This window comes from Streptomyces sp., assembly GCF_035563135.1.
In the GTDB taxonomy this organism is placed as follows: domain Bacteria; phylum Actinomycetota; class Actinomycetes; order Streptomycetales; family Streptomycetaceae; genus Streptomyces.
Genome location: NZ_DATMVN010000176.1, coordinates 1 through 22,707 on the forward strand (window position 1 = coordinate 1; position 22,707 = coordinate 22,707).

19 protein-coding genes and 2 pseudogenes are annotated in these 22,707 nt (G+C 71.1%); 14 read left to right on the forward strand and 7 right to left on the reverse strand.

Features of this window, described 5'->3' with window-relative positions; genetic code table 11:
• Positions 1–333: pseudogene (locus VN520_RS07365) on the reverse strand (hypothetical protein); the annotation flags it as partial.
• A 138-nt stretch (positions 334–471) separates the two neighbouring features.
• On the reverse strand, positions 472–1,458 hold the full coding sequence (locus VN520_RS07370) for an N-acetylglucosamine kinase (RefSeq protein WP_325746043.1): 987 nt from the start codon (positions 1,456–1,458) through the stop codon (positions 472–474).
• Positions 1,459–1,657: 199 nt separating this feature from the next.
• On the opposite strand from VN520_RS07370, the gene VN520_RS07375 reads away from it, so the two are divergent.
• Together VN520_RS07375 and VN520_RS07380 are read left to right on the forward strand one after the other, a co-directional pair.
• Positions 1,658–2,335 (forward strand): uracil-DNA glycosylase, encoded by a 678-nt coding sequence (locus tag VN520_RS07375; RefSeq protein WP_325746044.1) that lies wholly within the window; start codon positions 1,658–1,660, stop codon positions 2,333–2,335.
• 133 nt (positions 2,336–2,468) lie between these two features.
• Positions 2,469–2,876, forward strand: coding sequence for a hypothetical protein (locus VN520_RS07380; protein ID WP_325746045.1), 408 nt, complete (start codon positions 2,469–2,471; stop codon positions 2,874–2,876).
• A 92-nt stretch (positions 2,877–2,968) separates the two neighbouring features.
• Here VN520_RS07380 and VN520_RS07385 read toward each other — a convergent pair whose 3' ends face one another.
• The 3 genes from VN520_RS07385 to VN520_RS07395 form a co-directional block, all read right to left on the reverse strand.
• On the reverse strand, positions 2,969–4,054 hold the full coding sequence (locus VN520_RS07385) for an exo-alpha-sialidase (protein ID WP_325746046.1): 1,086 nt from the start codon (positions 4,052–4,054) through the stop codon (positions 2,969–2,971).
• 99 nt (positions 4,055–4,153) lie between these two features.
• A complete protein-coding gene (locus tag VN520_RS07390; RefSeq protein WP_414719788.1) occupies positions 4,154–4,756 on the reverse strand; it encodes a GNAT family N-acetyltransferase in 603 nt (200 codons plus the stop codon).
• Positions 4,757–4,784: 28 nt separating this feature from the next.
• On the reverse strand, positions 4,785–5,843 hold the full coding sequence (locus tag VN520_RS07395; protein WP_325746047.1) for a LacI family DNA-binding transcriptional regulator: 1,059 nt from the start codon (positions 5,841–5,843) through the stop codon (positions 4,785–4,787).
• 215 nt (positions 5,844–6,058) lie between these two features.
• On the opposite strand from VN520_RS07395, the gene VN520_RS07400 reads away from it, so the two are divergent.
• The 12 genes from VN520_RS07400 to VN520_RS07455 all read left to right on the forward strand — a co-directional run bounded on the left by VN520_RS07400 (position 6,059) and on the right by VN520_RS07455 (position 21,857).
• Positions 6,059–7,303 (forward strand): extracellular solute-binding protein, encoded by a 1,245-nt coding sequence (locus VN520_RS07400; protein ID WP_325746061.1) that lies wholly within the window; start codon positions 6,059–6,061, stop codon positions 7,301–7,303.
• Between the two features lie 2 nt (positions 7,304–7,305).
• Positions 7,306–8,235, forward strand: a complete 930-nt coding sequence (locus VN520_RS07405; RefSeq protein WP_325746048.1) for a sugar ABC transporter permease — start codon at positions 7,306–7,308, stop codon at positions 8,233–8,235.
• Positions 8,236–8,239: 4 nt separating this feature from the next.
• The gene (locus VN520_RS07410; protein WP_325746049.1) at positions 8,240–9,139 is read left to right on the forward strand and encodes a carbohydrate ABC transporter permease; all 900 of its coding nucleotides are present in this window, start codon (positions 8,240–8,242) and stop codon (positions 9,137–9,139) included.
• A 52-nt stretch (positions 9,140–9,191) separates the two neighbouring features.
• Positions 9,192–11,594: a glycoside hydrolase family 3 N-terminal domain-containing protein gene (locus tag VN520_RS07415; RefSeq protein ID WP_325746050.1), complete on the forward strand. Its 2,403-nt coding sequence runs from the start codon at positions 9,192–9,194 to the stop codon at positions 11,592–11,594.
• A gap of 155 nt (positions 11,595–11,749) precedes the next feature.
• Entirely contained in the window at positions 11,750–12,853 is a 1,104-nt protein-coding gene (locus VN520_RS07420; protein WP_325746051.1) for an endo-1,4-beta-xylanase, read from the forward strand.
• Between the two features lie 36 nt (positions 12,854–12,889).
• Positions 12,890–14,161, forward strand: a complete 1,272-nt coding sequence (locus tag VN520_RS07425; protein ID WP_325746052.1) for a glucarate dehydratase family protein — start codon at positions 12,890–12,892, stop codon at positions 14,159–14,161.
• A gap of 61 nt (positions 14,162–14,222) precedes the next feature.
• Positions 14,223–15,770: a sodium:solute symporter family protein gene (locus tag VN520_RS07430; RefSeq protein ID WP_325746053.1), complete on the forward strand. Its 1,548-nt coding sequence runs from the start codon at positions 14,223–14,225 to the stop codon at positions 15,768–15,770.
• 74 nt (positions 15,771–15,844) lie between these two features.
• Positions 15,845–19,024 (forward strand): glycosyl hydrolase 115 family protein, encoded by a 3,180-nt coding sequence (locus tag VN520_RS07435; protein WP_325746054.1) that lies wholly within the window; start codon positions 15,845–15,847, stop codon positions 19,022–19,024.
• A 27-nt stretch (positions 19,025–19,051) separates the two neighbouring features.
• On the forward strand, positions 19,052–19,456 hold the full coding sequence (locus tag VN520_RS07440) for a hypothetical protein (protein ID WP_325746055.1): 405 nt from the start codon (positions 19,052–19,054) through the stop codon (positions 19,454–19,456).
• 143 nt (positions 19,457–19,599) lie between these two features.
• Entirely contained in the window at positions 19,600–20,700 is a 1,101-nt protein-coding gene (locus VN520_RS07445; protein WP_325746056.1) for an NADH:flavin oxidoreductase/NADH oxidase, read from the forward strand.
• 29 nt (positions 20,701–20,729) lie between these two features.
• Complete coding sequence (locus VN520_RS07450) at positions 20,730–21,458, forward strand: class I SAM-dependent methyltransferase (protein WP_325746057.1); 729 nt, start codon at positions 20,730–20,732, stop codon at positions 21,456–21,458.
• Between the two features lie 21 nt (positions 21,459–21,479).
• Entirely contained in the window at positions 21,480–21,857 is a 378-nt protein-coding gene (locus VN520_RS07455; RefSeq protein ID WP_414719790.1) for an ArsR/SmtB family transcription factor, read from the forward strand.
• Between the two features lie 375 nt (positions 21,858–22,232).
• Here the strand turns inward: VN520_RS07455 and VN520_RS07460 are convergent, their stop codons facing one another.
• Positions 22,233–22,412 (reverse strand): hypothetical protein, encoded by a 180-nt coding sequence (locus VN520_RS07460; RefSeq protein ID WP_325746059.1) that lies wholly within the window; start codon positions 22,410–22,412, stop codon positions 22,233–22,235.
• 80 nt (positions 22,413–22,492) lie between these two features.
• Positions 22,493–22,707: pseudogene (locus VN520_RS07465) on the reverse strand (hypothetical protein); the annotation flags it as partial.

Below are 22,707 nucleotides of genomic sequence, written 5' to 3' on the forward strand. Positions count from 1 at the left end.
GACCTCGCGGCCCGCGGCAGTGACCTGCTCGTAGCGCGCGACGCGCTCGGAGGCGGCGTGAGTGAGTGCGGAGGCGAGCGCGGGGTATTCGGCGTCATCGCCGTCGAGATAGCCGATCCGTGCGTTCAGGCCGGGCAGCTCGGAACGGGCGATACTGATCACTTCCTCGGCCAGGCTGCGCGAGGCCGACGAAGGGGTACCGGGAACGGCAAGAACGAGCGCGGCAGCGCCCTCAGGTGCGACCACGGGCTCCGGGCGGCGGTGCCGTCCGGACTGGCGAGGTCGCGGCATTCGTACAGGCAGGCCGGAAGCGGGCCCAGTGGGGGTGCTCATGGCGCCGCATGCTACTGGTTTTGTGGGCCCCTCTGTTCGGGGAGGGGGCGGCAAGGCGTCATCTGTCCGTATATGTCTGTTGAGCCGCAAAGCGGGTGACTGGCCCGCTCCGTCCGGGCGGATGAGCGCTCGAATCGTCTATGTTACTCCCGGTACGAACAGCAGCGAGGGGTGGGGCGGCAGTCGCAGCCCCGCGCCGGCGAGGGCTCTGGCGATCTCCAGGGCACCGTGCAGCGGATCACCCTGCGCCGGTACCACGCGTGCCTGAGGGGCCTGCCGGGCGAGCTCCCTGTGAAGCGGCCCGAGCAAGGGCTCACCCATGCGGAAAAGCCCTCCGGTCAGAGCGATTTCACAGCCGCCGGAACGGGGGCACACCGCGGCCGCCGCCTCGGCGGCATGCGCCGCCGCCTCGCGGAGAATCCCGGCGGCGACCTCGTCGTCGGCCGCGCAGGCCCCGACCTCGGGTGCGAACGATGCGAGCAGTGCGGGACGGTCCGTGCGCGGATAGAGCAGGCCGGGAAGGCCGGTGGCCGGTCCGAAGACAGCTTCGAGCCGTGCGAGCAGCACCGGCGATCCACCCCGCCTGCCGTCATGGGCCCGCATCGCCGCGTCGAGTCCCGCCCGCCCGATCCAGGCGCCGCCGCCGCTGTCGCCCAGCAGATGGCCCCAGCCGTCCGCCCTCCGCCACGTCCTGAGGTCGGTGCCGAGCGCGATCATGCCGGTGCCGCCCGCGACGACTGCTCCGGGCCGCTGTCCCAGCGCACCGGCGTACGCCGTCACCGCGTCGGCGGCCAGTGCCACCCGTCGTACACCCAGCGCGTCCGCGAGCGCCTCGGGGAGCCGGGCGCGCAGCTGTCCGCCGAGGGTCGCCATGCCCGCGGCCCCGATCGCCGCGGCGACGACGACCGCCGCAGGTCCCGCCTGTTCCAGCAGCCGGCGCACGGCGGGCAGCAACTGCTCCAGCAGATGCCCGGCGTCGATGCCGGCGGCGCCCGTCCGTACCGGTTCCGCGCAGACAGCGGTGAGCACCGGGTGCCCCGCCTCCACCGGCCCGATCGCTACCCGCAGCCCTGAACCGCCCGAGTCCACCCCGAGGGCGAACGCGCCCGGGGCGGTGGCGGTCACGGCAGACTCCGGGCGGCCGGGCGGGGGCCGGCCCGGTCATCTGAAGCCAGGACAGCGCCGTCTGCGGGCGAACGCCTGTGCGCCTTCATGGACGGACTCCGAGGATGGAGGACTGACGACGAGCGGCACCCTACCGCCCGGCCCCGGTCGGTGGGGACGGCGTGATCATCCGGGCCTGTAGGACGATAGGGTGACGGCTGTGGCAGCACGACCGTTGAGTGAACTTGTGGAGCCCGGCTGGGCCGAGGCGCTGGCGCCCGTGGCTGGCCGGATCGCGGCGATGGGGGACTTCCTCCGTGCGGAGATCGGGGCCGGCCGCACCTATCTGCCGGCGGGGAAGAACGTTCTTCGCGCCTTCCAGCAGCCCTTCGACGAGGTGCGCGTCCTGATAGTGGGTCAGGACCCCTACCCGACCCCGGGCATGGCCATCGGGCTCAGCTTCGCGGTGGCACCCGACGTCCGGCGTCTGCCGGGCAGTCTGGAGAACATCTTCAGGGAACTGCACAGCGACCTCGGCCTTCCCAGGCCCTCCAACGGCGACCTGACGCCTTGGACGCAACAGGGCGTGCTGCTGCTCAACAGGGCGCTGACCACGGCTCCCGGCAAGCCCGCCGCCCACCGCGGCAAGGGCTGGGAGGAAGTGACCGAGCAGGCCATCCGTGCCCTGGCCGCGCGGGGCAGGCCGATGGTCTCCGTGCTGTGGGGACGCGACGCACGCAACGTGAGGCCGCTCCTCGGCGACCTGCCCGCTGTCGAATCCGCTCATCCTTCCCCCATGTCGGCGGACCGCGGATTCTTCGGCTCGCGGCCCTTCAGCCGTACCAACGAATTCCTGGTGCGCGCAGGGGAACAACCGGTGGACTGGCGTCTGCCGTAAGCGGTGCCCGCACCGGCATGTGTGCCTGTGCGGTGCCGACGTGGCCGACCCGCGGCGCGTACATCATGTGACAGAACGACAACGGCTGCGCGGAACACCGTCGGCCCGGCCCGGGGACGGCGAAGCTTTCGCCATGAAGCGCGTCATCAGTGCCGCTGTCCTCGTCGGTGCCGGAGCGATCGCCCTGCTTTCAGGCTGCACCGGCGAGGAGGCGGCAGACCCCGGCCGGGCCCTCGCCACTGCGGGCCCCACGGCCACGGTCGCGCCCGGTGCCGCCGCGCAGGTGGCGGAGCGGTACCGGGCCGCAGGCGGAGCGCAGACGGTCTACGGAATCCAGAGGAGCGACGGGCCTGACGGTGTGCCCGTGCTGGTCGTGTGGACACGTGACCCCGACAACAGTGCCCGGACGTTCGAGGAGCTGAAGGAGCCGGTCGCCGGCTACCTCGAACGCGGGGAAGGACTCTCGCTGGACGAGGGCTGTCCGATGGACGTCTTCGGCCCGGACGGTTCGCTGCAGCACCGGCTGGACGCCCGGCCGTAGCGCGCACGCCGGACCCGCCGGCTCGAGCCGGGCGTCGCGAGAGGCAGCCGCGGCGAGCGCCCCGCCGCCACCGGCCGAGCGGGTGGCGGCGGTCAGTGGAGCACCGCCGCCCGCACGCACAGCACATCGGGCAGATGTGAGAGCAGCTGCTGCCAGCTCTCACCGTCGTCCGCGCTCGCGTACACCTCGCCGTTGCGATTGCCGAAGTAGACACCGGCGGGATCGGCGTCGTCCGTGCAGAGTGCGTCACGCAGCACCGTGCCGTAGTGGTCACCATCCGGAAGACCTCGCGTGAGGGGCTCCCAGGTCTCACCCGCGTCCTGCGTACGGAACACCCGGCAGCGGCGCCCGGCGGGAACACGGTCCGCGTCGGCGTTGATCGGGAAGACGTAGAACGTGCCGCCGTGATGGGGGTGCGCGGCGGCGGCGAAGCCGAAGTCCGAGGGCAGGCCCGCACCGATGTCCTTCCAGTGCTCCCCGCAGTCGTCGCTGCGGAAGACGCCCCAGTGGTTCTGCAGATAGAGCCGGTCGGGGTCGGCCGCGTCCCGGGTCACCTTGTGCACGCACTGGCCGAACTCGGGGTCCGGGTCCGGCAGGAAGACCGCGGAGACGCCCTTGTTGGACGGTGCCCAGCGCTCGCCGCCGTCCTGGGTGCGGAACACTCCCGCGGTGGAGACTGCGACGGTCACCGCTCCGGCGTCCCTCGGGTCGGTCAGGATGGTGTGCAGCCCCTCGCCACCTCCGCCCGGGACCCACCGGGACCGTGTCGGGTGCTCCCAGAGCGGGCGGACCAGCTCGAAGGACTCGCCACGGTCCTCCGAACGGAACAGCGCCGCGGGCTCGGTCCCCGCGTACACGACGCCGGGGGCCTCCGGGCCGGCGGGGTGCAGCTGCCACACCCGCTCCAGCGACGCCCCGGTGAACTCCGGGAACTTCACGGCAGGTTGCCTGGGCTCCACCCAGGTCGCGCCCAGGTCGTCCGAGTGGAACACGGAGGGCCCCCAGTGCGCGCTGTCGCCGCCGACCAGGAGCCGGGGAGCCTGTCCGCGGGTGTCGATCCCGATCGAGTAGATCGCCTGGGCGTTGAAATGAGCGTCGCCGAACTCCCAGGAGCCGCCGTGTCTGCGGCCGATGAAGAGTCCTTTGCGGGTACCGACAGTGAGCAGGACATCGGTCATGACAGAACCTCCCGAGACGCCGTTGTACCGGATGGGGTCAGTCTGCACCCGACCACTGACAGTGGCGGACAGATGTGATGTCACCCCAGGTCACAGCGGTCATGGCAAGGGTGCAAGCCACGGGACAAGGCAGTCGGGGGCGTACGCCTGCCGCGGCGGGCTTCCGGGCGTCCGCCGCGGAGTCCGTTCACGCGTGCGGGTCAGCAGCCGGGCCGTGCTCCCGTCCGCCTCCCGGATGTCCCGGACGTGCCGGAAACCGATACGCCGCAGCAGAGCGAGGGAAGGCCCGTGTTCCGCGGCGACCGTGGCATGCGCCTCCCGCAGACCGAGTGGAACGGCCCCGTGGCCGGCGAGAGCCCCGGCCAGTCCGGTGCCCAGCCCGTCCCATGCAGCCGGCGCGAGCGCGTGGACGATCCCGTGCCCGCCGGACGCCGGGGCGGGCTTGGTCTCGGCACGGCCCGCCATGCCGCCGTCTTCGCGGACCGCCCAGGCATCGAAGAGCCCTCGCGCGTACACATCGGTGAAGACCCGTCCGAAGAGGGCGCGGTCCCCGGCTCCAGTGGAGGGGCCCTCGCCCATCCACCAGGACGCCCGCACGTCCTGGAACAGCGCGACGGACGCCTCCTCGTCCCCCCGCGTGCACGGCGTCAGCAGGAGGCGGGCCGTCCGAACGTCGGGAGTCGAGAGCCGCCGGGGAGTCACGAGCCGCCGGAAGCCACGAGCCGTCTCCTCACCGGGCGGGCGGGGCCGTACTGCTGCGGACCACCAGACTGGTCGCCAGATCGACCCGGGTGGTCGCAGGCTGCCTGCCCCGGCCCAGGTCGAGCACCAGGCGGGCCGCGGTCTCAGCCATCTCTATCAACGGCTGGCGCACCGTGGTGAGCGGCGGGCCGATCCAGCGGGTGAGCGGCAGGTCGTCGAAACCGACCACACTGAGGTCCTCCGGAATCCGCAGCCCCAGCTCGCGCGCGGCCTCGTAGACGCCGAGTGCCTGCAGGTCGTTCCCGGCGAAGACCGCGGTCGGCGGTTCCGGCAGACGCAGCAGTTCCAGGGCCGCCGTATAGCCGCCCTCATGGTTGAACTCGCTCTCCCGGACGAGCTCGCGGTCCATCGGCACACCCGAGGTCTCCAGGGCGGCGCGGTAACCGTCGATCCGGGCGCGGCTGCACATCATGCGGGTCGGCCCGCCGATGACACCGATCCGCCGGTGGCCCAGACCCGTCAGATGGCGGGTCGCGGCCAGGCCCCCCTGCCAGTTGGCCGCCCCCACCGACGGGATGTCGTCGCCGGGGTCCCCCGCCGGATCGACGACGACGAAGGGGATGGAGCGGCTGGTCAGCTGGGCACGCTGCGCCGCGTCGAGGTCCGAGAGCACCAGGATCACTCCGGCCGGACGCCGGGCCAGAACGCCGTCCACCCAGGTCTGGCCGGGGGTGAGCCGGCCGGCGCTCTCCGAGAGGACCAGACTCAGGCCCTCCTCCCTGGCGACGTTCTCGACGCCGCGGACGACCTCCATCGCCCAGGCGCTGTCCAGCTCGTGGAAGACGAGGTCGATGAGCTGGGACTGCTGGGAGGCGCCGCGCCTGCGACGGTATCCGTGCCGCAGCAACAGTTCCTCGACCCGCGCGCGTGTGCCTGGGGCGACGTCGGCGCGTCCGTTCAGCACTTTCGAAACTGTCGGAGCCGACACTCCGGCCGCTCGGGCGATCTCTGCCAGCGTGGCGGTGCTCTCCGACGACTCGTCGGCGGACGCCTTCTCCTGTGGGGGCTGGACCTTTGCAGGGCTCATGCACGAATCGTAGCTCCCCCGGTACCCGGAAAAGGCGGCCGGGCGGGGTTCATAAATCCTTGCTCCTGCCCTCTTGACTGGCCCGAAACGCGACCGTACGGTTCCGGCAACATTCGAAAAGCAAGCCGAAACATTCGACAGAGGATGCGGTCATGCGGTCGGGGATATTCACTCAGGGCACACGTACGACGAGATGGGCCGCGGCGGGCGCGGCGATGGTCATGGCCGGTGTGCTGGCCGGCTGCGGATCGGGGAGCAGCGGCGGCGACAGCGGAACCATCACCGCCTACGTCTACGGGGACGACGCGGTCAAGGTTCAGCAGGCGGCGGTCGAGACGTTCAACAAGACCTCCAAGGTCAAGGTGAAGCTGGTTCCGGTTCCCGGCGTCGACTACGTGAACAAGCTGCGCAGCGCCATGGGCTCGCCCAACGCTCCTGACGTCTTCTACAACTGGGGCGGCGGCTCCATCAAGCCGTACGTCGACTCCGAGGACCTGGTCGACCTCACGTCGACGGTCAAGAACGACGCCACCCTCAAGGACGGCTTCATTCCCTCGATCATGACGGCCGGCAGCCTCGACGGGAAGATCTACGGCGTGCCCATGCGCGGCATGCAGCCCGTGATGCTCTTCTACAACAAGGCCCTCTTCGCCGAACACGAGATCGAGCCGCCCAAGACGTGGGAAGACCTCCAGGCGGCGATCAGGACCTTCAAGGCCGCCGGCATCACCCCCTTCGCGCTCGGTGGCGCCGAGAAGTGGCCCGAGTTGATGTGGATGGAGTACCTGCTGGACCGGATCGGCGGCCCGGAGGTCTTCAGGAAGATCCAGGACGGTGACACCGACGGCTGGGGCCACCCCGCGGTGCTCAAGACGGCCCGGACCGTCAAGGAACTGATCGACCAGGGTGCCTTCGGCAAGAACTTCAACTCCGTGGACTACGGCAGCGGAGCCGCGCCGACCCTGCTCAGCAAGGGCAAGGCCGCGATGCACCTCATGGGCTCGTGGGAGTACTCGACCCAGTTGGGCAAGGCCCCCGAATTCGCCAAGAAGGACCTCGGCTGGACCACCTTCCCGACGGTGGCGGGCGGGGTCGGCGACCCGGCGAACATCGTCGGCAACCCGACCAACTACTGGTCCGTCAACGCCCGGACCGAGCACAAGGACACCGCCATCGCGTTCCTGAAGACGATGGCCTCGAAGACCTACGCGCAGGCCCTCGTCGACAACGGTGACGTTCCCACCACGTCCAACGCGGCCTCGATGCTGAGCGGTTCCCCCAACCCGCAGTTCGCCACCGACCAGTACGAAATGGTGCAGAAGGCCCCGAGCTTCACTCTCTCGTGGGACCAGGCACTCGAAGCCCAGTACGCCACACCACTGCTCACGGAGATCAGCAAGCTGTTCGCCGGCAAGACGACCCCCGAGCAGTTCGTCGAAGCGATGAAGGCCGCAAAGTAACGATGTCCCACCACACCCCGGTCGCGAAGAGGCACGGAGACAGGAAGGCGGCCGTCGGCAGCGCCGGCCGCCCGCCGCTCGCCTGGGCCGTCCCCGGCATCCTCTTCTTCGCCGTCTTCGCGATCGTCCCCCTGGCGATCGCCGTCTACCTCTCCTTCACCGAGTGGGACGGGCTCAACTCCCCCACCTTCACGGGTCTGGACAACTGGACCCGGCTGTTCAACGACTCCGAGTTCGGCCAGGCCGCCTGGCTCAGCCTCCTGCTCACCACGATCAGCTGGGCCTTCCAGACTCCGGTGGCCCTGCTGCTGGGCGTATGGGCCGCGGGCCGCCAGCGCAGCCGTGCGTTCCTGTCCGCGATCTTCTTCGTCCCGCTGCTGCTCTCCACCACCGCCATCGCGATACTGTTCCGCGCCCTCCTGGACCCCAACTTCGGCGTGATCCAGACGATCGGGCCCTGGCTGGGCATCGACCCCAACGTCATGGGGTCGTCCACCGGCGCGCTGCTCGTCGTGGCCTTCGTCGGCGGCTGGCAGTTCATGCCCTTCCACACGCTGATCTACCAGGGCGGCGCCCGGCAGATCCCGGAGGTCCTCTACCAGGCCGCCTCCATCGACGGAGCGGGCATGGTGCGGCAGTTCTTCCACATCACCCTGCCGCAGCTGCGCCACACGATCACGACCTCGTCGATCCTGATGATCGTCGGCTCGCTGACGTACTTCGACACCGTGCTCATCATGACCAAGGGCGGTCCCGGCACGGACACGACGATCCTGCCCTACCTGATGTACCGGACCGGCTTCCAGACCTACGACCTCGGCTATGCGGCGGCCGTCGCCACGGCTCTCGTCGTCGTGGCCACCAGTATCTCGCTGATCATGGTCCGCCTCAGCGGCTTCGGGTCCATGCGGTCCACCCGGGAAGGTATGTGACGAGATGTCGATCGACACCCGCCCCGCTTCGGCGCAGCAGCTCAGAGCACCTGGCCCGCCGCGTCGCGGCCGCCCGGTCCGCCGGCGCAGGTCCCCGGGCAACCCCGTGGCCGGCATCGGCTCGCTGATCTGGCTGGTCATCGTTCTGGTGCCGCTCTACACGCTGGTCTCCGCCTCGCTGATGCGGCAGGACGAGGCCCTGGACGGGGACCCGCTGGCGATTCCCACGGATCCGACGCTCGAGAACTACAGCTTCGTGCTGGACAGCGGGTTCCTCGCGCTGATCGGCAACACCGCGATCGTCGCGGTGGCCACGGTCGCCATCGTTCTGGTGCTCTCCGTTCCGGTGGCGTACGTGGCGGTGCGCACCCGCAGCCGCCTCTCGTCGCTCGCCTTCCGGACCTTCCTGCTCGGTGTGGCGATCCCCGCGCAGGCGGTGATCGTGCCCCTGTACCTGATGATCGGCAAGATGGGGCTGTACGACACCCTGTGGGCGATCATCCTGCCCACCGCCGCCTTCGCGATGCCCGTCGCGGTCCTCGTGCTCAGCGGCACGATGCGCGACGTCTCCGAGGAGATGTACGAGGCGATGGCCCTCGACGGTGCTTCGCCCGTGCGCATGCTCTGGCAGCTGGCGGTGCCGCTGTCCAGGGCCGGGATCAGCACGGTGGCGATCTTCTCGGCCCTGCAGGCGTGGAACGGCTTCCTGTTCCCGCTGATCCTGACGCAGTCGGAGGAGCAGCGCGTACTGACGCTGGGGCTGTTCAACTTCATGAGCCAGTTCGGAGTGAACATCCCCGCGGTACTGGCAGCCGTCGTCCTTTCCGTCATACCCATCTTCGCCGTGTACCTCGTGGCCCGGCGGGCGCTGATCAACGGACTGATGGGGGTGGGCGGCAAATAGCGCACCGACGCCGCCCCGGACCACCGCACTCATGAGAGGAACTCCTGCCGCCATGGCAATCCACCCCGCCCCGCCGGCCCGACAGTCCGATCCGCCCCCCGCCGTCGACGGCCCGTGGCGCGACCCTTCGCTCAGCCCCGAGGTGAGGGTGGCCGACCTCGCGGCCCGGATGACGCTCGAGGAGAAGGCCGCCCAGCTGTACGGAATCTGGGTGGGCGCCGATGCGGAGGGCGACGGAGTCGCACCGCATCAGAACGACATGGTCGATCCGGTCGACTTCGAGGAGATCACCACCCGTGGGCTCGGCCAGCTCACCCGGCCGTTCGGCACCGCTCCGGTGGACCCGGGCGTCGGCGCCGTCTCGCTCGCCACCGCCCAGGCCAGGATCGCCGAGGCGGGCCGGTTCGGTATCCCGGCGCTCGCCCATGAGGAGTGCCTGGCGGGGTTCACCGCCTGGGGCGCGACCGCCTATCCCGTCCCGCTCGCCTGGGGCGCGGCCTGGGACCCGGAGCTGGTCGCCGAGATGGCACACCGGATCGGCAGCGACATGCGGTCGGTCGGTGTCCACCAGGGCCTCGCCCCGGTCCTCGACGTGGTGCGGGACCTGCGCTGGGGCCGTGTCGAGGAGACCATCGGAGAAGATCCCTACCTGGTCGCCACCATCGGTACGGCGTACGTACGGGGCCTGGAGTCCTCCGGCGTCGTCGCCACGCTCAAGCACTTCGCCGGTTACTCCGCGTCGGCCGGGGCCCGCAATCTCTCCCCGGTCCGGGCAGGCGCCCGGGAGATGGCCGACGTGATCCTGCCGCCGTTCGAAATGGCGGTCCGTGAGGGCGGCGCCCGCTCGGTGATGCACTCGTACGCCGAGATCGACGGGGTCCCGGTCGCCGCCGACCCGGCCCTGCTCACCGGACTCCTCAGGGACACCTGGGAGTTCACCGGCACGGTCGTCGCCGACTACTTCGGCATCGGTTTCCTCGAAACCCTGCACAAGGTGGCCGAGGGCCGCGGTGACGCAGCCCGCCTCGCCCTGACGGCAGGCGTCGACGTGGAGCTGCCCACCGTACGCAGCTACGGCGACGCGCTGGTCGCCGCCGTCCGCGACGGTCTTGTGGCCGAGGACCTGGTGGACCGTGCTCTGCACCGCGTACTGCTGCAGAAGTGCCGGCTGGGTCTGCTCGATCCTGGCGGGCCGGCCCTGCCCGCCGTGCTGAAGGGGGTGGATCCGGAGCAGGCGCGCGGCACGGTGGACCTCGATCCGCCGCGGAACCGGGCCCTGGCCCGGCTGCTGGCAGAACGGTCCTGTGTCCTGCTGGCCAACCCCGCAGGTGTGCTCCCGCTGAGCGGCACCGGCCGGATCGCCGTCGTCGGACCTCGCGCCGACGACCCGCTGGCCATGCTCGGCTGCTACTCCTTCCCCAGTCACGTCGGTGTCCAGCACCCCGAGGTGCCGATGGGCATCGAGGTGCCGACGGTGCTGGAGGCGCTCCGCGAGGAGTTCCCCGGCGCGGACGTCGACCACGCGCGGGGCTGCGACGTGGACGGTCCGGATGCCTCCGGGATCGAAGCGGCGGCGGCACTCGCGGCCGGGGCCGATGTTTGTGTGGCGGTGCTCGGCGACCGGGCCGGGCTGTTCGGCCGCGGTACCTCGGGCGAGGGCTGTGACGCGGCCGACCTGGCGCTGCCCGGTCTCCAGGACGAGCTGCTGGACGCGCTGCTCGCGACGGGCACCCCGGTCGTCCTGGTGCTGCTGACCGGCCGTGCGTACGCGCTCGGCGGACGGGCGGACCGGCTGGCCGGCTGTGTGCAGGCGTTCTTCCCCGGTGAGGAGGGCGGGCCGGCGCTCGCCGGTGTGCTCTCGGGACGGGTCAACCCCTCGGGGCGCCTGCCGGTGTCGGTGCCCGCCGGCCCCGGCGGCCAGCCGTGGACGTATCTGCAGCCACCGCTGGGCCGGGCGAACGGGGTCAGCAATCTGGACCCGACTCCGCTCCATCCCTTCGGCCACGGACTCTCGTACACCTCGTTCGCCTGGGAGGCGGGGGCCGATGCGCCGGCCGAACTCCCCACCGACCAGGAGGCGGACCTCACGGTCACCGTCCGCAACACCGGTGACCGCGACGGGGCCGAGGTGGTCCAGCTCTACGTCCACGATCCGGTCGCCCAGACCACACGCCCCGAGGTGCGGCTGATCGGGTACGCCAGGGTGCCGCTGGCCGCGGGGGAGTCCCGGAGGGTTACCTTCCGTTTCCATCCGGATCTGGTCTCCTTCACCGGGGCCGGAGGGCGCCGGATCGTCGAACCCGGTGACCTGGAGCTGCGCTTCGCCACGTCCAGCGACGCCGCCGATGTCCGGCACACCGTACGGCTGCGCCTCACCGGACCCGAGCGCACCGTCGATCACCGGCGCCGGATGGTGTGCGCCGCGACGGTCGACTCGCTGGTCGCGCAGAAGTGAGGTGAGGGGGCCGCACGGCCCCGCACGCCCGCCCCGCACGCCCGCCCCGCGCGCCCGTGGAGAGGTGTGCGGGGCGATGTCGAAACTTTCGAAAGCCACCGGCGTGCTCGGCCCGCGGCTCCGCGGACGAGCGCCCGCACGGAAAGGGATCTGTCATGTTCAAGGCAACTCGCTCGATCGCGGTGGGCTCCGCGGCCGCCGTCCTCCTGGTCTCCGCGTTCACCCTCACCAGCGCTTCCGCCGCCGCTGACGGCGACGGCCGGCACAGCGGGAAGCAGCACGGCGCGGCCCCGCAGACCCTCGGAACCCTCGGTCAGAAGGCAGGCCTGCGCATCGGGACGGCCGTCGACACCTCCGCGCTGGCCGAGGACGCGCCCTACCGGGCCGAGGTCGCGGGGGAGTTCTCCTCCGTCACCGCGGAGAACGTCATGAAGTGGGAAGCGGTCGAGCCGCAGCGGGGCACGTACGACTGGGCCGCCGCCGACGCACTCGTCGACTTCGCGAAGAAGAACAAGCAGCTGGTTCGAGGCCACACGCTGGTCTGGCACAGCCAGCTGCCCGCCTGGCTGAACGACGGCGACTTCACCGCCGAGGAACTGCGGGAGATCCTGCACCGGCACATCACCGACCAGGTCACGCACTTCAAGGGCAGGATCTGGCAGTGGGACGTCGTCAACGAGGCCTTCGACGACGACGGCACGCTGAGGGACAGCATCTGGCTGCGGAAGCTCGGCCCCGGCTACATCGCGGATGCCTTCCGCTGGGCCCACGAGGCGGACCCCAGGGCCCGGCTTTTCATCAACGACTACAACGTCGAAGGCGTCAACGCGAAGAGCACGGCTCTGTACGAACTGGTCACCGAGCTGCGCAAGCAGCGCGTGCCGGTCCACGGCGTGGGGATCCAGGGCCACCTGGGCGTCCAGTACAGCGCACCGCACGACATCGCCGACAACATGCTGCGCTTCGACCGTCTCGGCCTGGAGACCGCCGTCACCGAGGCCGACGTCCGGATCCCGGTGCCGGCCGACAGCACGGAGCTCGAAGCGCAGGCCGAGGGCTACGGCGTCCTGTTGCGGGGCTGCCTCCTCACCCCGCGCTGCGACAGCTTCACCGTCTGGGGCTTCACCGACGCCTACTCCTGGGTCCCGGACACCTTCCCCGGCCAGGGCGCGGCCAACATCTTCGACGAGAACTACGCCCCCAAGCCCGCCTACAGCACCCTGCGCCAGACCCTGGCACTCTCCGCGGGCCGGCGCTGAACCACCCCACCCCACAGGTACGGAAGAGGCGAAGGAATGACGACGGACCTCCGGACCATCACCGGAGTGCGCATCACTCCGGTGGCCTTCCGTGACCCGGCACTGCTGAACGCGGTCGGTGTGCACGAACCCTTCGCGCTGCGGGCGGTCGTGGAGGTGGACACGGGAGACGGCCTGGTCGGCCTCGGCGAGACGTACGCGGACGACGGACATCTGCGCCGGCTGCGGACAGCCTCGGAGGCGGTCACCGGCATGGACGTGTACGCCCTCGGCGCCATGCGCCGCAAGGTGGCCGAGGCCCTGGCCGGCGACGACGGGCCCGGCGGGTCCGGGCTCACCGGGATGATCACCACCAGCAGCCTCGTGGACCGGGTCTTCTCCCCGTTCGAGGTCGCCTGCCTGGACATCCAGGGAAAGGCGGCGGGCCGCCCCGTCAGCGATCTGCTCGGAGGCGCCGTGCGGGACGCGGTCCCCTTCAGCGCCTACCTCTTCTACAAATGGGCCGCCCACCCCGGGGCGGACCCCGACGGGTGGGGCGAAGCCCTGGACCCGGAAGGCATCGTCGCCCAGGCCCGCCGCATGATCGACGGGTACGGCTTCTCGGCGATCAAACTCAAGGGCGGTGTGCGGCCGCCCGCGGAGGAGATCGAGGCGGTCCTCGCCCTGCGCGACGCCTTTCCCGGCGTACCGCTGCGGCTCGACCCCAACGCGGCCTGGAGCGTGGCCACTTCGATCGAGGTGGCCGGCCGCCTGGAGGGCGCACTCGAATACCTGGAGGACCCGACGCCCGGTCTGGACGGGATGGCCGAGGTCGCGCGTGGGACGCCCCTTCCGCTCGCCACCAACATGTGCGTCGTCGCCTTCGACCAACTGGCGCCCGCGGTCGAGCGGGGGTCGGTGCGGGTCGTGCTGTCGGACCACCACTACTGGGGCGGCCTGCACCGGTCCAGGCTCCTCTCCGGAATCTGCGACACCTTCGGCATGGGGCTGTCGATGCACTCCAACTCGCACCTGGGCATCAGCCTGGCCGCGATGACCCATCTGGCGGCCGCCACGCCGAATCTCACCTACGCCTGCGACACCCACTGGCCGTGGAAGACCGAGGAGGTGGTGGTCCCGGGCGCGCTCTCCTTCGCCGACGGGGCGGTAGGCGTCCCCCGCGGCCCGGGGCTCGGCGTCGAACTGGACCGTGACGCCCTCGCCCGGCTGCACGAGCAGTACATCGCGTGCGGACTGCGCAACCGGGACGACACCGGCTACATGCGGCGGATCGACCCCTCCTACGAGAAGAAGACGCCCCGCTGGTAACGGCCGGACCGCCGGTCCACCGCCGGCCGCCCCGGTCACGTACGCACATCGAGGAGTTCTGATGGCCCCGCTCGACTGGGCCGCCCTGGGCGGCTACTTCCTGGTGATGCTGCTCATCGGCCTCTGGTCGCACCGCCGTGTGGGCGATGTGAGCGACTACTTCACCGGAGGCGGCCGGATGCCCTGGTGGCTCTCCGGCATCTCCCACCACATGTCCGGGTACAGCGCCGCCGTGTTCGTCGCGTACGCCGCCATCGCCTACAGCTACGGCATCACCGTCTACGTCTGGGCCTTCCTGCCGCTCGCGTTCGGCACCGCGGTGGGGGCATGGCTGTTCGCCCCGCGCTGGCAGCGGCTGCGGAAACGCTACGCGGTCGCCTCGCCCCTCGAATACCTCGCCAAGCGCTACGACGTGCCCACCCAGCAGGCGCTCGCCTGGAGCGGGGCGCTGCTCAAGGTGTTCGACGTGGCCGCCAAGTGGGCCTCCGTGGCCGTACTGCTCAACGTGTTCACCGGCATGCCGATGACCGCGGGCATCCTGATCACCGGCATCGTCACGCTGCTCTACTGCACGGTGGGCGGCCTGTGGGCCGACGCGCTCACCGACTTCGGGCAGTTCGTCATCCAGGGAGCCGCCGCACTCGCCATGCTCTGGGTCGTACTGGACCGCCTGGGCGACGGCGTGGCGGGTCTGGGCACCATCTGGGACAGGCTGCCCGAGGGGCACGGGCAGCCGCTCGTCGGCCCGTACACCGCGACGTTCCTCGGCGCGTACGTCGTCGTGAAGCTCTTCGAGTACAACGGCGGCATGTGGAACCTGGCCCAGCGGTACATGGCCACGGACTCCCCGGAAGCCGCACGGCGTTCGGCCGGGCTCTCCGCCCTGCTGTACGTGGTCTGGCCGGCCGTCCTGCTCTTCCCGCCCGTAGCCGCGGCCGTGCTGCTGCCGGACATCGCGGACCCGGAGAAGGTGTACGCCCTGATGGCGGAGTCGTACCTGCCCGCAGGGCTCGTCGGGCTGACGCTGGCCGGGATGTTCTCCCACACCATGGCGATGGCCTCCTCGGACGCCAACGCGGTCTCCGCGGTCGTCACCCGCGACATCATCCCCGCCGTCGTCCGCCGTGCCAGGGACCTGTCCCCGGCGACCGGGTTGCTCGTCGCCCGGGTGTGCACCGTCGTCTTCATCGGCGTCAGCATGATCATCGCGATCCAGGCCGATCACTTCGGGGGTGTGCTCGGCATCATCGTCGGACTGGTCGCGGCCGTGATGGGCCCCATATCGATCCCGATGCTCCTGGGGCTGCTGCCCGCCTTCCGCCGGTTCGGGCCCCGGGCCGCACTGTCCTCCTGGGCGCTGGGGCTGCTGGGATACCTCTTCGTGAAGTTCGTGCTCGACAGCACGGACCAGACGCTCGTGATCGTCACACCGCTGGCCACGTCACTGGTGGTGTACATCGTCGTCGGTCTGATCACGCCGGAGCCCGACGACACCGCCGACGCGATCGTCGCCGCACTCTCGTCCGCCCCGGGGGAAGGCGGGGAACCGGCGCCGGGGGCCGGCCGGCAGGCCGCCGCGACACCCGGCGCCACCGACCTGAAGCCGTAGGGCCCCGCCGGCCGCCTGCCGAGGGCTCGCACCCGTCCAATTTGTCATGCGTGTGAACAAAATGGGAGAGGGACATGGACAAGCACACCAGCCGCAGATCGGTCCTCGGGGCCGGTATCGGGATCACCGCCCTGGCGGCGACGCCGCTCGGCCCGCTGACGGGGCTGACGGGGGAGGCCGCTGCCACCCAGCCCCGCCGAGGACCCGCCCTCCGGCCCGCCGACCCCGGCGCGTACATCTCCTTCAGACCCCGCTCCGGAGCCTTTCCCCTGGTCGCGGGCGGCAGGGCGGCCCCGATCGTGGTCAGCGACAAGGACCATGAGGGCGTCGTCCGGGTGGCGGGTGACCTTCAGGACGACATCGAACGTGTCAGCGGCGTCCGCCCGGCCCTGTCACGCGAGGCGGCACCACGCGGCCGTGAGCTCGTCCTCGTCGGCACCATCGGCCGCAGCCCGCTGATCGACGCCCTGATCGAGGCCGGCAGGCTGAAGGTCTCAGGGATCCAGGGCAAGTGGGAGACCAGCCTCCAGACAGTGGTGGAGAAGCCGCTGCCCGGAGTGGACCGCGCGTTCGTCATCGCGGGCAGCGACCAGCGCGGCACGATCTTCGGGGTGTACGACGTCTCCCGGGGCATCGGGGTCTCGCCCTGGTACTGGTGGGACGACGTCACCCCCGTCCACCGGGACGCGCTGTACGTCCTGCCCGGCCTGCACAGCCAGGGCACCCCCGCCGTGAGATACCGCGGGTTCTTCATCAACGACGAGAACCCGGCGCTCGGCACCTGGGCCCCCGCCTACTTCGGACCCGGCAAGGCACCCGGCTTCGAGGGCGGTTTCAACGCCGCCTTCCACGCCAAGGTCTTCGAAGTGATGCTGCGGCTGAAGGCCAACTACCTCTGGCCGGCGGTCTGGGGCCGTGCCTTCGCCGAGGACGACCCGGAGAACCACGCCACCGCGAAGGCCTACGGAGTCGTCATGGGGACCTCGCACGAGGCGCCCATGATGCGGGGGATCGAGGAGTGGAACAGGCACGCCGTCGCCGCCGTGCGCGACAGTGCCGGAAACATCACCGAGCCCGGCCACGATCCGTACGGCGGCACCGGGGAGTGGTCCTTCCGCCGCAACGCCGAGGCGGTCAAAGCCTATTGGCGGGAGGGCATCCGCCGCATGGCGGACGAGGACTTCGAGGGCGTGGTCACCCTCGGCATGCGCGGCAACGGTGACGTCAGCCTGCCGGACGGGGACGGCATCGAGCTGATGACCGAGATCATCGCCACCCAGCGCGAGATCCTCGCCGAGGAACTCGGCGCACCGGACGCGGTCCCGCAGGTGTGGACCCTCTACAAGGAGGTCCAGCACTACTGGGACCGCGGACTCAGGGTCCCGGACGACATCACCGTCGTCCTCACCGACGACAACTGGGCCAACGTCCGCAAGCTCCCGGACCTGGAACACGATGCCCGCAGCGGCGGTTACGGCCTCTACTACCACTTCGACTACGTCGGGGTGGGGCGCAACTACAAGTGGGTCGACACCACCTCGCTCCCCAACATGTGGGACCAGCTCCACCAGAGCGCGGCCTACGGCAACCGCGGTCTCTGGGTCGCCAATGCGGGCGATCTCAAAGGCAACGAACTGTCCACCCAGTTCTTCCTGGAATACGCCTGGGACCCCGGCCGTTGGCCCCTGGAGGCCCTCCCGGAGTGGGAGGAGCACTACGCCGCGCAGAACTTCGGCGAGCGGCAGGCCGAGGAGATCGCCGGGATCCTGCGGACGTACGCCCGGCTGCAGTCCCGCCGCAAGCCCGAGCTGCTCAACCGGAAGATCACCCTCGATCCGGCCAAGGACCCGGCGACGGACTCCTCGGCCGTCGTCTACGACGACCGGGCCACGCCCTTCAGCATCGTCGACTACCGCGAGCTGGAGCGGGTCACCGAGGACTGGCAGCGCCTGGACGCGTCCGCGGAACGCGTCCGGCGGAGCCTGCCCGCATCCGCCCAGGACGCCTGGTACGAGCTCGTCGGATACGCCGTCCGGGCCACCGCCAACCTGTACGCCCTGCGGGAGGCGGAGTTCACCAACCTGCACTACGCACCCCAGGGCCGGGCCCTGACCAACCAGCTCGCGGCCACCGCCGAGGCGGGGCTGGCCGAGGACTTCGCCCTGGCGCGGCGCTTCAACACCGAGGTGGCCAGCGGCAAGTGGAAGGGTTTCCAGACCCAGCCGCACATCGGTTACGGCGATGTGGACCGCTACGGCCCGAACGCCCCCTGGCAGCAGCCCGAGCTGGACGACGTGGCGATAGCGGACGAGATCTTTCCCGCCGTCCGGCGCATCGAACTCCCGCGCGTGGCCGAGATGGGCGTGGCCGTCGACGGCTCCACCCACTGGTGGCCGGGGGCCGGTGAGACCGGCGAAGCGGTCCTGCCGGTCTTCAGCCCGTACCAGAGCCAGCCCGCCCAGTACGTCGAGGTGTTCAACCGGGGCACCGAACCCTTCGGCTTCCGCATCCGTACGGGTGCCTCCTGGCTGATCGCCGACCGGACGCGGGGCCGGGTGGACGCCCAGACCCGGGTCACCTTCCGGGTCGACTGGTCGCGGGCCCCGCAGGGCGTCACACGGGTTCCCGTCACCGTGTCGGGCCCCGGCGGCAGCGAGGTCGTCGTCCGTGCCGTGATCGACCGGCCCAGGACGGCACGCGCACAGCTGAGGGGGTTCGTCGAGGCCAACGGATACGTCTCCATCGAGGCCGACCACTTCCACCGGGCGGTCGGCCGCGGCGGAATCTCCTGGCGCCGCATCCCGGGCATCGGCCGCACCGGATCGGGCATGGAGCCCTTCCCGGTCACCGCGGCGCGGCAGACCCCCGGCGGCCGCGGGCCCCGGCTGGAGTACCGGGTCAGCCTGTTCACCACCGGCCCGGTCACCGTCTGGGCGTACCTCTCGCCCCGTAACAGCGCCCTGGCGGCCGACGGGCTCACCTACGCGGTCTCCTTCGACGACGACGTACCGCAGTCCGTCGACATCACCGCGGTCACGGGGGCCGACGACGGCACCATGAACACGCAGTGGGCCCGCAACACCTCGGACAACGTCAACCGCACCGGCACCGTGCACCACATCGGCCGGGCGGGGGTCCACGTGCTGAAATTCTGGATGGCCGACCCGACCGTGGTACTCCAGAACCTCGTGGTGGACACCGGCGGCCTCAAGCCCAGCTATCTGGGCCCGCCGGAGAGTCTCCGGATCGGCTGACCGGAGCGGGACGAGGAGGCGGCAGGGATGAGTATCGAGATCCGGGACACCGAGGGGGGCGGTGCGACGCTGGAGGTGGCCCCCGGGCCTGCGGAGGGGCCCCTCCAGGTCGGAATCCTGATCGAGGGGCCCGCGGCGCACGCCTCCTGGTCCTGTTCCCCGGCCGCGGCCAGGGAGCTGGCCGCGGCGCTCGTCGCGGCGGCCGGCGAGGCGGAGAACGCGCGGTCGGCGGATCCCGTGACCGTCAGGGCGTGCGAGCTGCGGCGCGGCGACGTACGGGACGGGGACCGGCTGATGACGGTGGAGGCCGTCAGGACGGTCGGGGCCGACGTACAGGTGACCTGGACATCAGGAGCCGGTCGCAGCTGGAGCCAGATGTACGGGGCGGACGCCGCCGTCCGGCTCCGCCGCCGGCTGCGGCCGGGGGGATGAGGGGGATCGTGCGCGCGGCCCGTATTTCGATGATTGTCGTATTACGTTAAATCTCGTAGTACGATGAATCTCGTACGAAGTGGCGGCCCGGCGTACCCGGGCCGCCACTTCGCCCGCTGCGTCCCGAGGAACCGGAGTCCCCTGTGAGTGCACTGTTCGAGCCCTACGCCCTGCGGTCGCTGAACATTCCCAACCGCATATGGATGGCCCCGATGTGCCAGTACAGCGCGGAAGTCTCCGGACCCGGCACGGGCACGGCCAACGACTGGCACTTCGCCCACTACAGCGCCCGCGCGGCCGGCGGAACCGGCCTCATCCTCGTCGAGGCCGCCGCCGTCAGTCCGGAGGGCCGGATCAGCCCCGCGGACCTCGGCATCTGGAACGACCGCCAGGTGGAGGCGTTCCGCCGGATCACCGGATTTCTCGCCGGCCAGGGGACCGTCCCGGGCATCCAGCTCGCCCACGCCGGGAGGAAGGCTTCCACCGACCGCCCCTGGCGCGGCGGGACCCCCCTCGGCGCCGGCGGCCCCGAGGGCTGGAAGCCCGTCGCCCCGAGCCCCCTTGCGTACGACGAGTCCCACACGGTGCCTGCCGAGCTCGGCATCGAGGACATCCAGCAGGTCGTGCGGCAGTTCGCCGACGCCGCCCGCCGGGCGCTCGACGCGGGCTTCGAGGTCGCCGAGATCCACGGGGCACACGGCTACCTGATCGGCCAGTTCCTCTCCCCGCACAGCAACCACCGCACCGACGCCTACGGCGGCTCCTTCGAGAACCGCACCCGCCTCGCGCTGGAGGTCGTGGACGCCGTGCGCGCCGTGTGGCCCGAGGATCTCCCGCTGTTCTTCCGCATCTCCGCCACCGACTGGCTGTCCGAGAACACGGACGACCCGCGTGAGGGCTGGACCGCCGACGACACCGTCCGCTTCGCACGTGAACTGCTCGCGCACGGCGTCGACCTGCTGGACGTCTCCACCGGCGGCCTGGCGCCGAAGGCGCGGATCCCCGCAGGACCCGGCTACCAGGTGCCCTTCGCCGAGCGGGTGCGCAACGAGACCGGCCTCCCGGTGGCAGCCGTGGGGCTGATCACCGACCCGGTGCAGGCGGAGAAGATCCTCGCCGACGGCAGCGCGGACGCCGTCCTGCTGGGCCGCGAACTGCTGCGCGACCCCTACTTCGCCCGCAAGGCGTCGCGCGAACTCGGCGGGGACGTCCGGACGCCCGAACAGTACGACCGGGCGGTGTGACACCGCCTCTGTCGGTACGCTGAGCCGCGATGTTCACTCCCCAGGGCCCCACACTGCGCGAACTGGCCGTCCAGGCGCTCTCCTCGACGATGCACGGTTACGACCTGCTCGCCCCGAAGTTCGATCTGACGCCCTACCGGACCCCGGACCGGGTGCTCGAAGCCGTCGCCGACGCGGTGCGGCCCCTCGGGCCGTTCGGCCGGGGCCTGGACGTCTGCTGCGGCACAGGGGCGGGCGTGGGCGTGCTGCGCGCGTTGTGCGGGGAGCGGGTCACCGGCGTCGACTTCAGCGCCGGCATGCTCGACGTCGCCCGGACCGCGCACGCCGCGAACGGCGCCGGTCCGGCGGTGGACTGGGTCCGGGCCGACGCCCGGTCGCTGCCGTTCGCGCAGGTCTTCGACCTCGCCCTGAGCTTCGGGGCGTTCGGCCACTTCCTGCCGGAGGAACGCCCCGGGCTGTTCGGGCAGGTGCACGCGGCACTGAGGCCGGGCGGTCTGTTCGTCTTCCCGGTGGGCGCGCCGCCCGATGTGGGCTCCCCGGGCTACTGGTCGCTGCTCGGCTTCGATCTGGCCATGCGGGTGCGCAACGCGCTGTGGCGCCCGCCCTTCGTCATGTACTACCGCACCTTTCCGCTCGCCGGTGTGGTGGACGACCTCACGGACACCGGATTCGCGGTGCGGCTGCTGCCCCTGGAGGAGTTCGGCCGGAGGCCGGACGGCAGCCCTCGTGTCCGGCTCGTGGTGGCGAACCGTGGATAAAACTACGACGATCCTCGTACGATGGAGACCCCTGTGCGAAGTGGAGCCACCGTGACGACGACTGCCGCTCGCGTACTCGCCCACCCCTCACGCGAGGAGATCCGCGTGGAGGGGGTGCTCCACGCGCTCTCCGATCCGATCAGGCTCCGCATCGTGCGTCAACTGGCCGGTGCGGCGGACGAGCAGGCCTGCTCCCGCTTCGATCTCCCGGTGTCCAAGTCCACCGCCACGCACCACTTCAGGGTGCTCCGTGAGAACGGCGTCATCACCCAGTTCTACCGCGGCACGGCCAAGCTGAGCTGTGTGCGGACGGAGGACCTGGAGGCCCTCTTCCCGGGGCTGCTCGACAGCGTCCTCGGCGGAGCGGAACGGCAGGCCGAGCGCCTCGGTCTGCGCTGACGGCCCCCTCGGCCGACAGCGTCCCGGCCGGTACGCCGGGCTTCCCGGGCACCACCGGCGAAGGGCCCTGATCCGCTCCGGCCTTCGCCCCGCCGCCGCCTCCCAGGACGAAGGACCACCGGGCACCACGACAGCACCGCTGCGCCGTCGAATGGACCTGGCGGCCGGGGTCTGCATGGGCGACGGTCCGCTTCGACCGCCGGTCCACCGGTTTCTCCCGCGAGTGGAAGAGAACGCCCCGCCGGGCGGTTCCCGTCCGGCGGGGCACGTTTATCTCATTGACCCGTGGGCGGCGCGGGGACATGCTGTATCCCTGGTTCCGGCGATGCGGGGGATCGCCGGAACCATTCGCGGCAACGCGCGCCGCCCGGCTGCTCAGACGGCCGGACGAACGCTCGTACCCGCCGCTGCGGCCCACTCCACCAGCAGACGCTGGTACTCGGCCTCGTCGTCCGGGGACAGCAGCCCGCCGGAGCGCTGCCACAGGGTGCGGATCTCTTCGTTGACCACTGAGGCGGGACGCACGGCGACGGACGGGTTCGGATACGGGGACATGTCCACCAAGCTAAACCCCCGCCGGGCCCCCGGCCCCCCTCAGGGGCAGGGATATCCCTCACACCTTCTCCTGGAATCCTTCACGAGCGGGGTGTGCCCGTCCCTTCCCCGGCGAGTACCGGCAGCCCGAGCACCCACAGCCCGCCGGGCCGCTCCGCCGCGGGCCGGCGGTCCACGGAACGCACCTCACAGCCCAGGGCGGCCGCGCCTGCGTCCATGTGACGGTCGTCACCGGCCATGGCCACAGCCGCCGGATCGCACCCCGGCAGCGTGCACCCCGTGCGGAACAGCCGCG

What these genes read in the sequence shown, in the direction of transcription:
- VN520_RS07430 (WP_325746053.1), top strand. Translation starts at nt 14,223, where the DNA reads ATGGCCCCGCTCGACTGGGCCGCCCTGGGCGGCTACTTCCTGGTGATG.
- VN520_RS07435 (WP_325746054.1), top strand. Translation starts at nt 15,845, where the DNA reads ATGGACAAGCACACCAGCCGCAGATCGGTCCTCGGGGCCGGTATCGGG.
- VN520_RS07405 (WP_325746048.1), top strand. Translation starts at nt 7,306, where the DNA reads ATGTCCCACCACACCCCGGTCGCGAAGAGGCACGGAGACAGGAAGGCG.
- VN520_RS07425 (WP_325746052.1), top strand. Translation starts at nt 12,890, where the DNA reads ATGACGACGGACCTCCGGACCATCACCGGAGTGCGCATCACTCCGGTG.
- VN520_RS07455 (WP_414719790.1), top strand. Translation starts at nt 21,480, where the DNA reads ATGGAGACCCCTGTGCGAAGTGGAGCCACCGTGACGACGACTGCCGCT.
- VN520_RS07415 (WP_325746050.1), top strand. Translation starts at nt 9,192, where the DNA reads ATGGCAATCCACCCCGCCCCGCCGGCCCGACAGTCCGATCCGCCCCCC.
- VN520_RS07460 (WP_325746059.1), bottom strand. Translation starts at nt 22,412, where the DNA reads ATGTCCCCGTATCCGAACCCGTCCGTCGCCGTGCGTCCCGCCTCAGTG.
- VN520_RS07400 (WP_325746061.1), top strand. Translation starts at nt 6,059, where the DNA reads ATGGTCATGGCCGGTGTGCTGGCCGGCTGCGGATCGGGGAGCAGCGGC.
- VN520_RS07440 (WP_325746055.1), top strand. Translation starts at nt 19,052, where the DNA reads ATGAGTATCGAGATCCGGGACACCGAGGGGGGCGGTGCGACGCTGGAG.
- VN520_RS07380 (WP_325746045.1), top strand. Translation starts at nt 2,469, where the DNA reads ATGAAGCGCGTCATCAGTGCCGCTGTCCTCGTCGGTGCCGGAGCGATC.
- VN520_RS07385 (WP_325746046.1), bottom strand. Translation starts at nt 4,054, where the DNA reads ATGACCGATGTCCTGCTCACTGTCGGTACCCGCAAAGGACTCTTCATC.
- VN520_RS07410 (WP_325746049.1), top strand. Translation starts at nt 8,240, where the DNA reads ATGTCGATCGACACCCGCCCCGCTTCGGCGCAGCAGCTCAGAGCACCT.
- VN520_RS07420 (WP_325746051.1), top strand. Translation starts at nt 11,750, where the DNA reads ATGTTCAAGGCAACTCGCTCGATCGCGGTGGGCTCCGCGGCCGCCGTC.
- VN520_RS07450 (WP_325746057.1), top strand. Translation starts at nt 20,730, where the DNA reads ATGTTCACTCCCCAGGGCCCCACACTGCGCGAACTGGCCGTCCAGGCG.
- VN520_RS07395 (WP_325746047.1), bottom strand. Translation starts at nt 5,843, where the DNA reads ATGAGCCCTGCAAAGGTCCAGCCCCCACAGGAGAAGGCGTCCGCCGAC.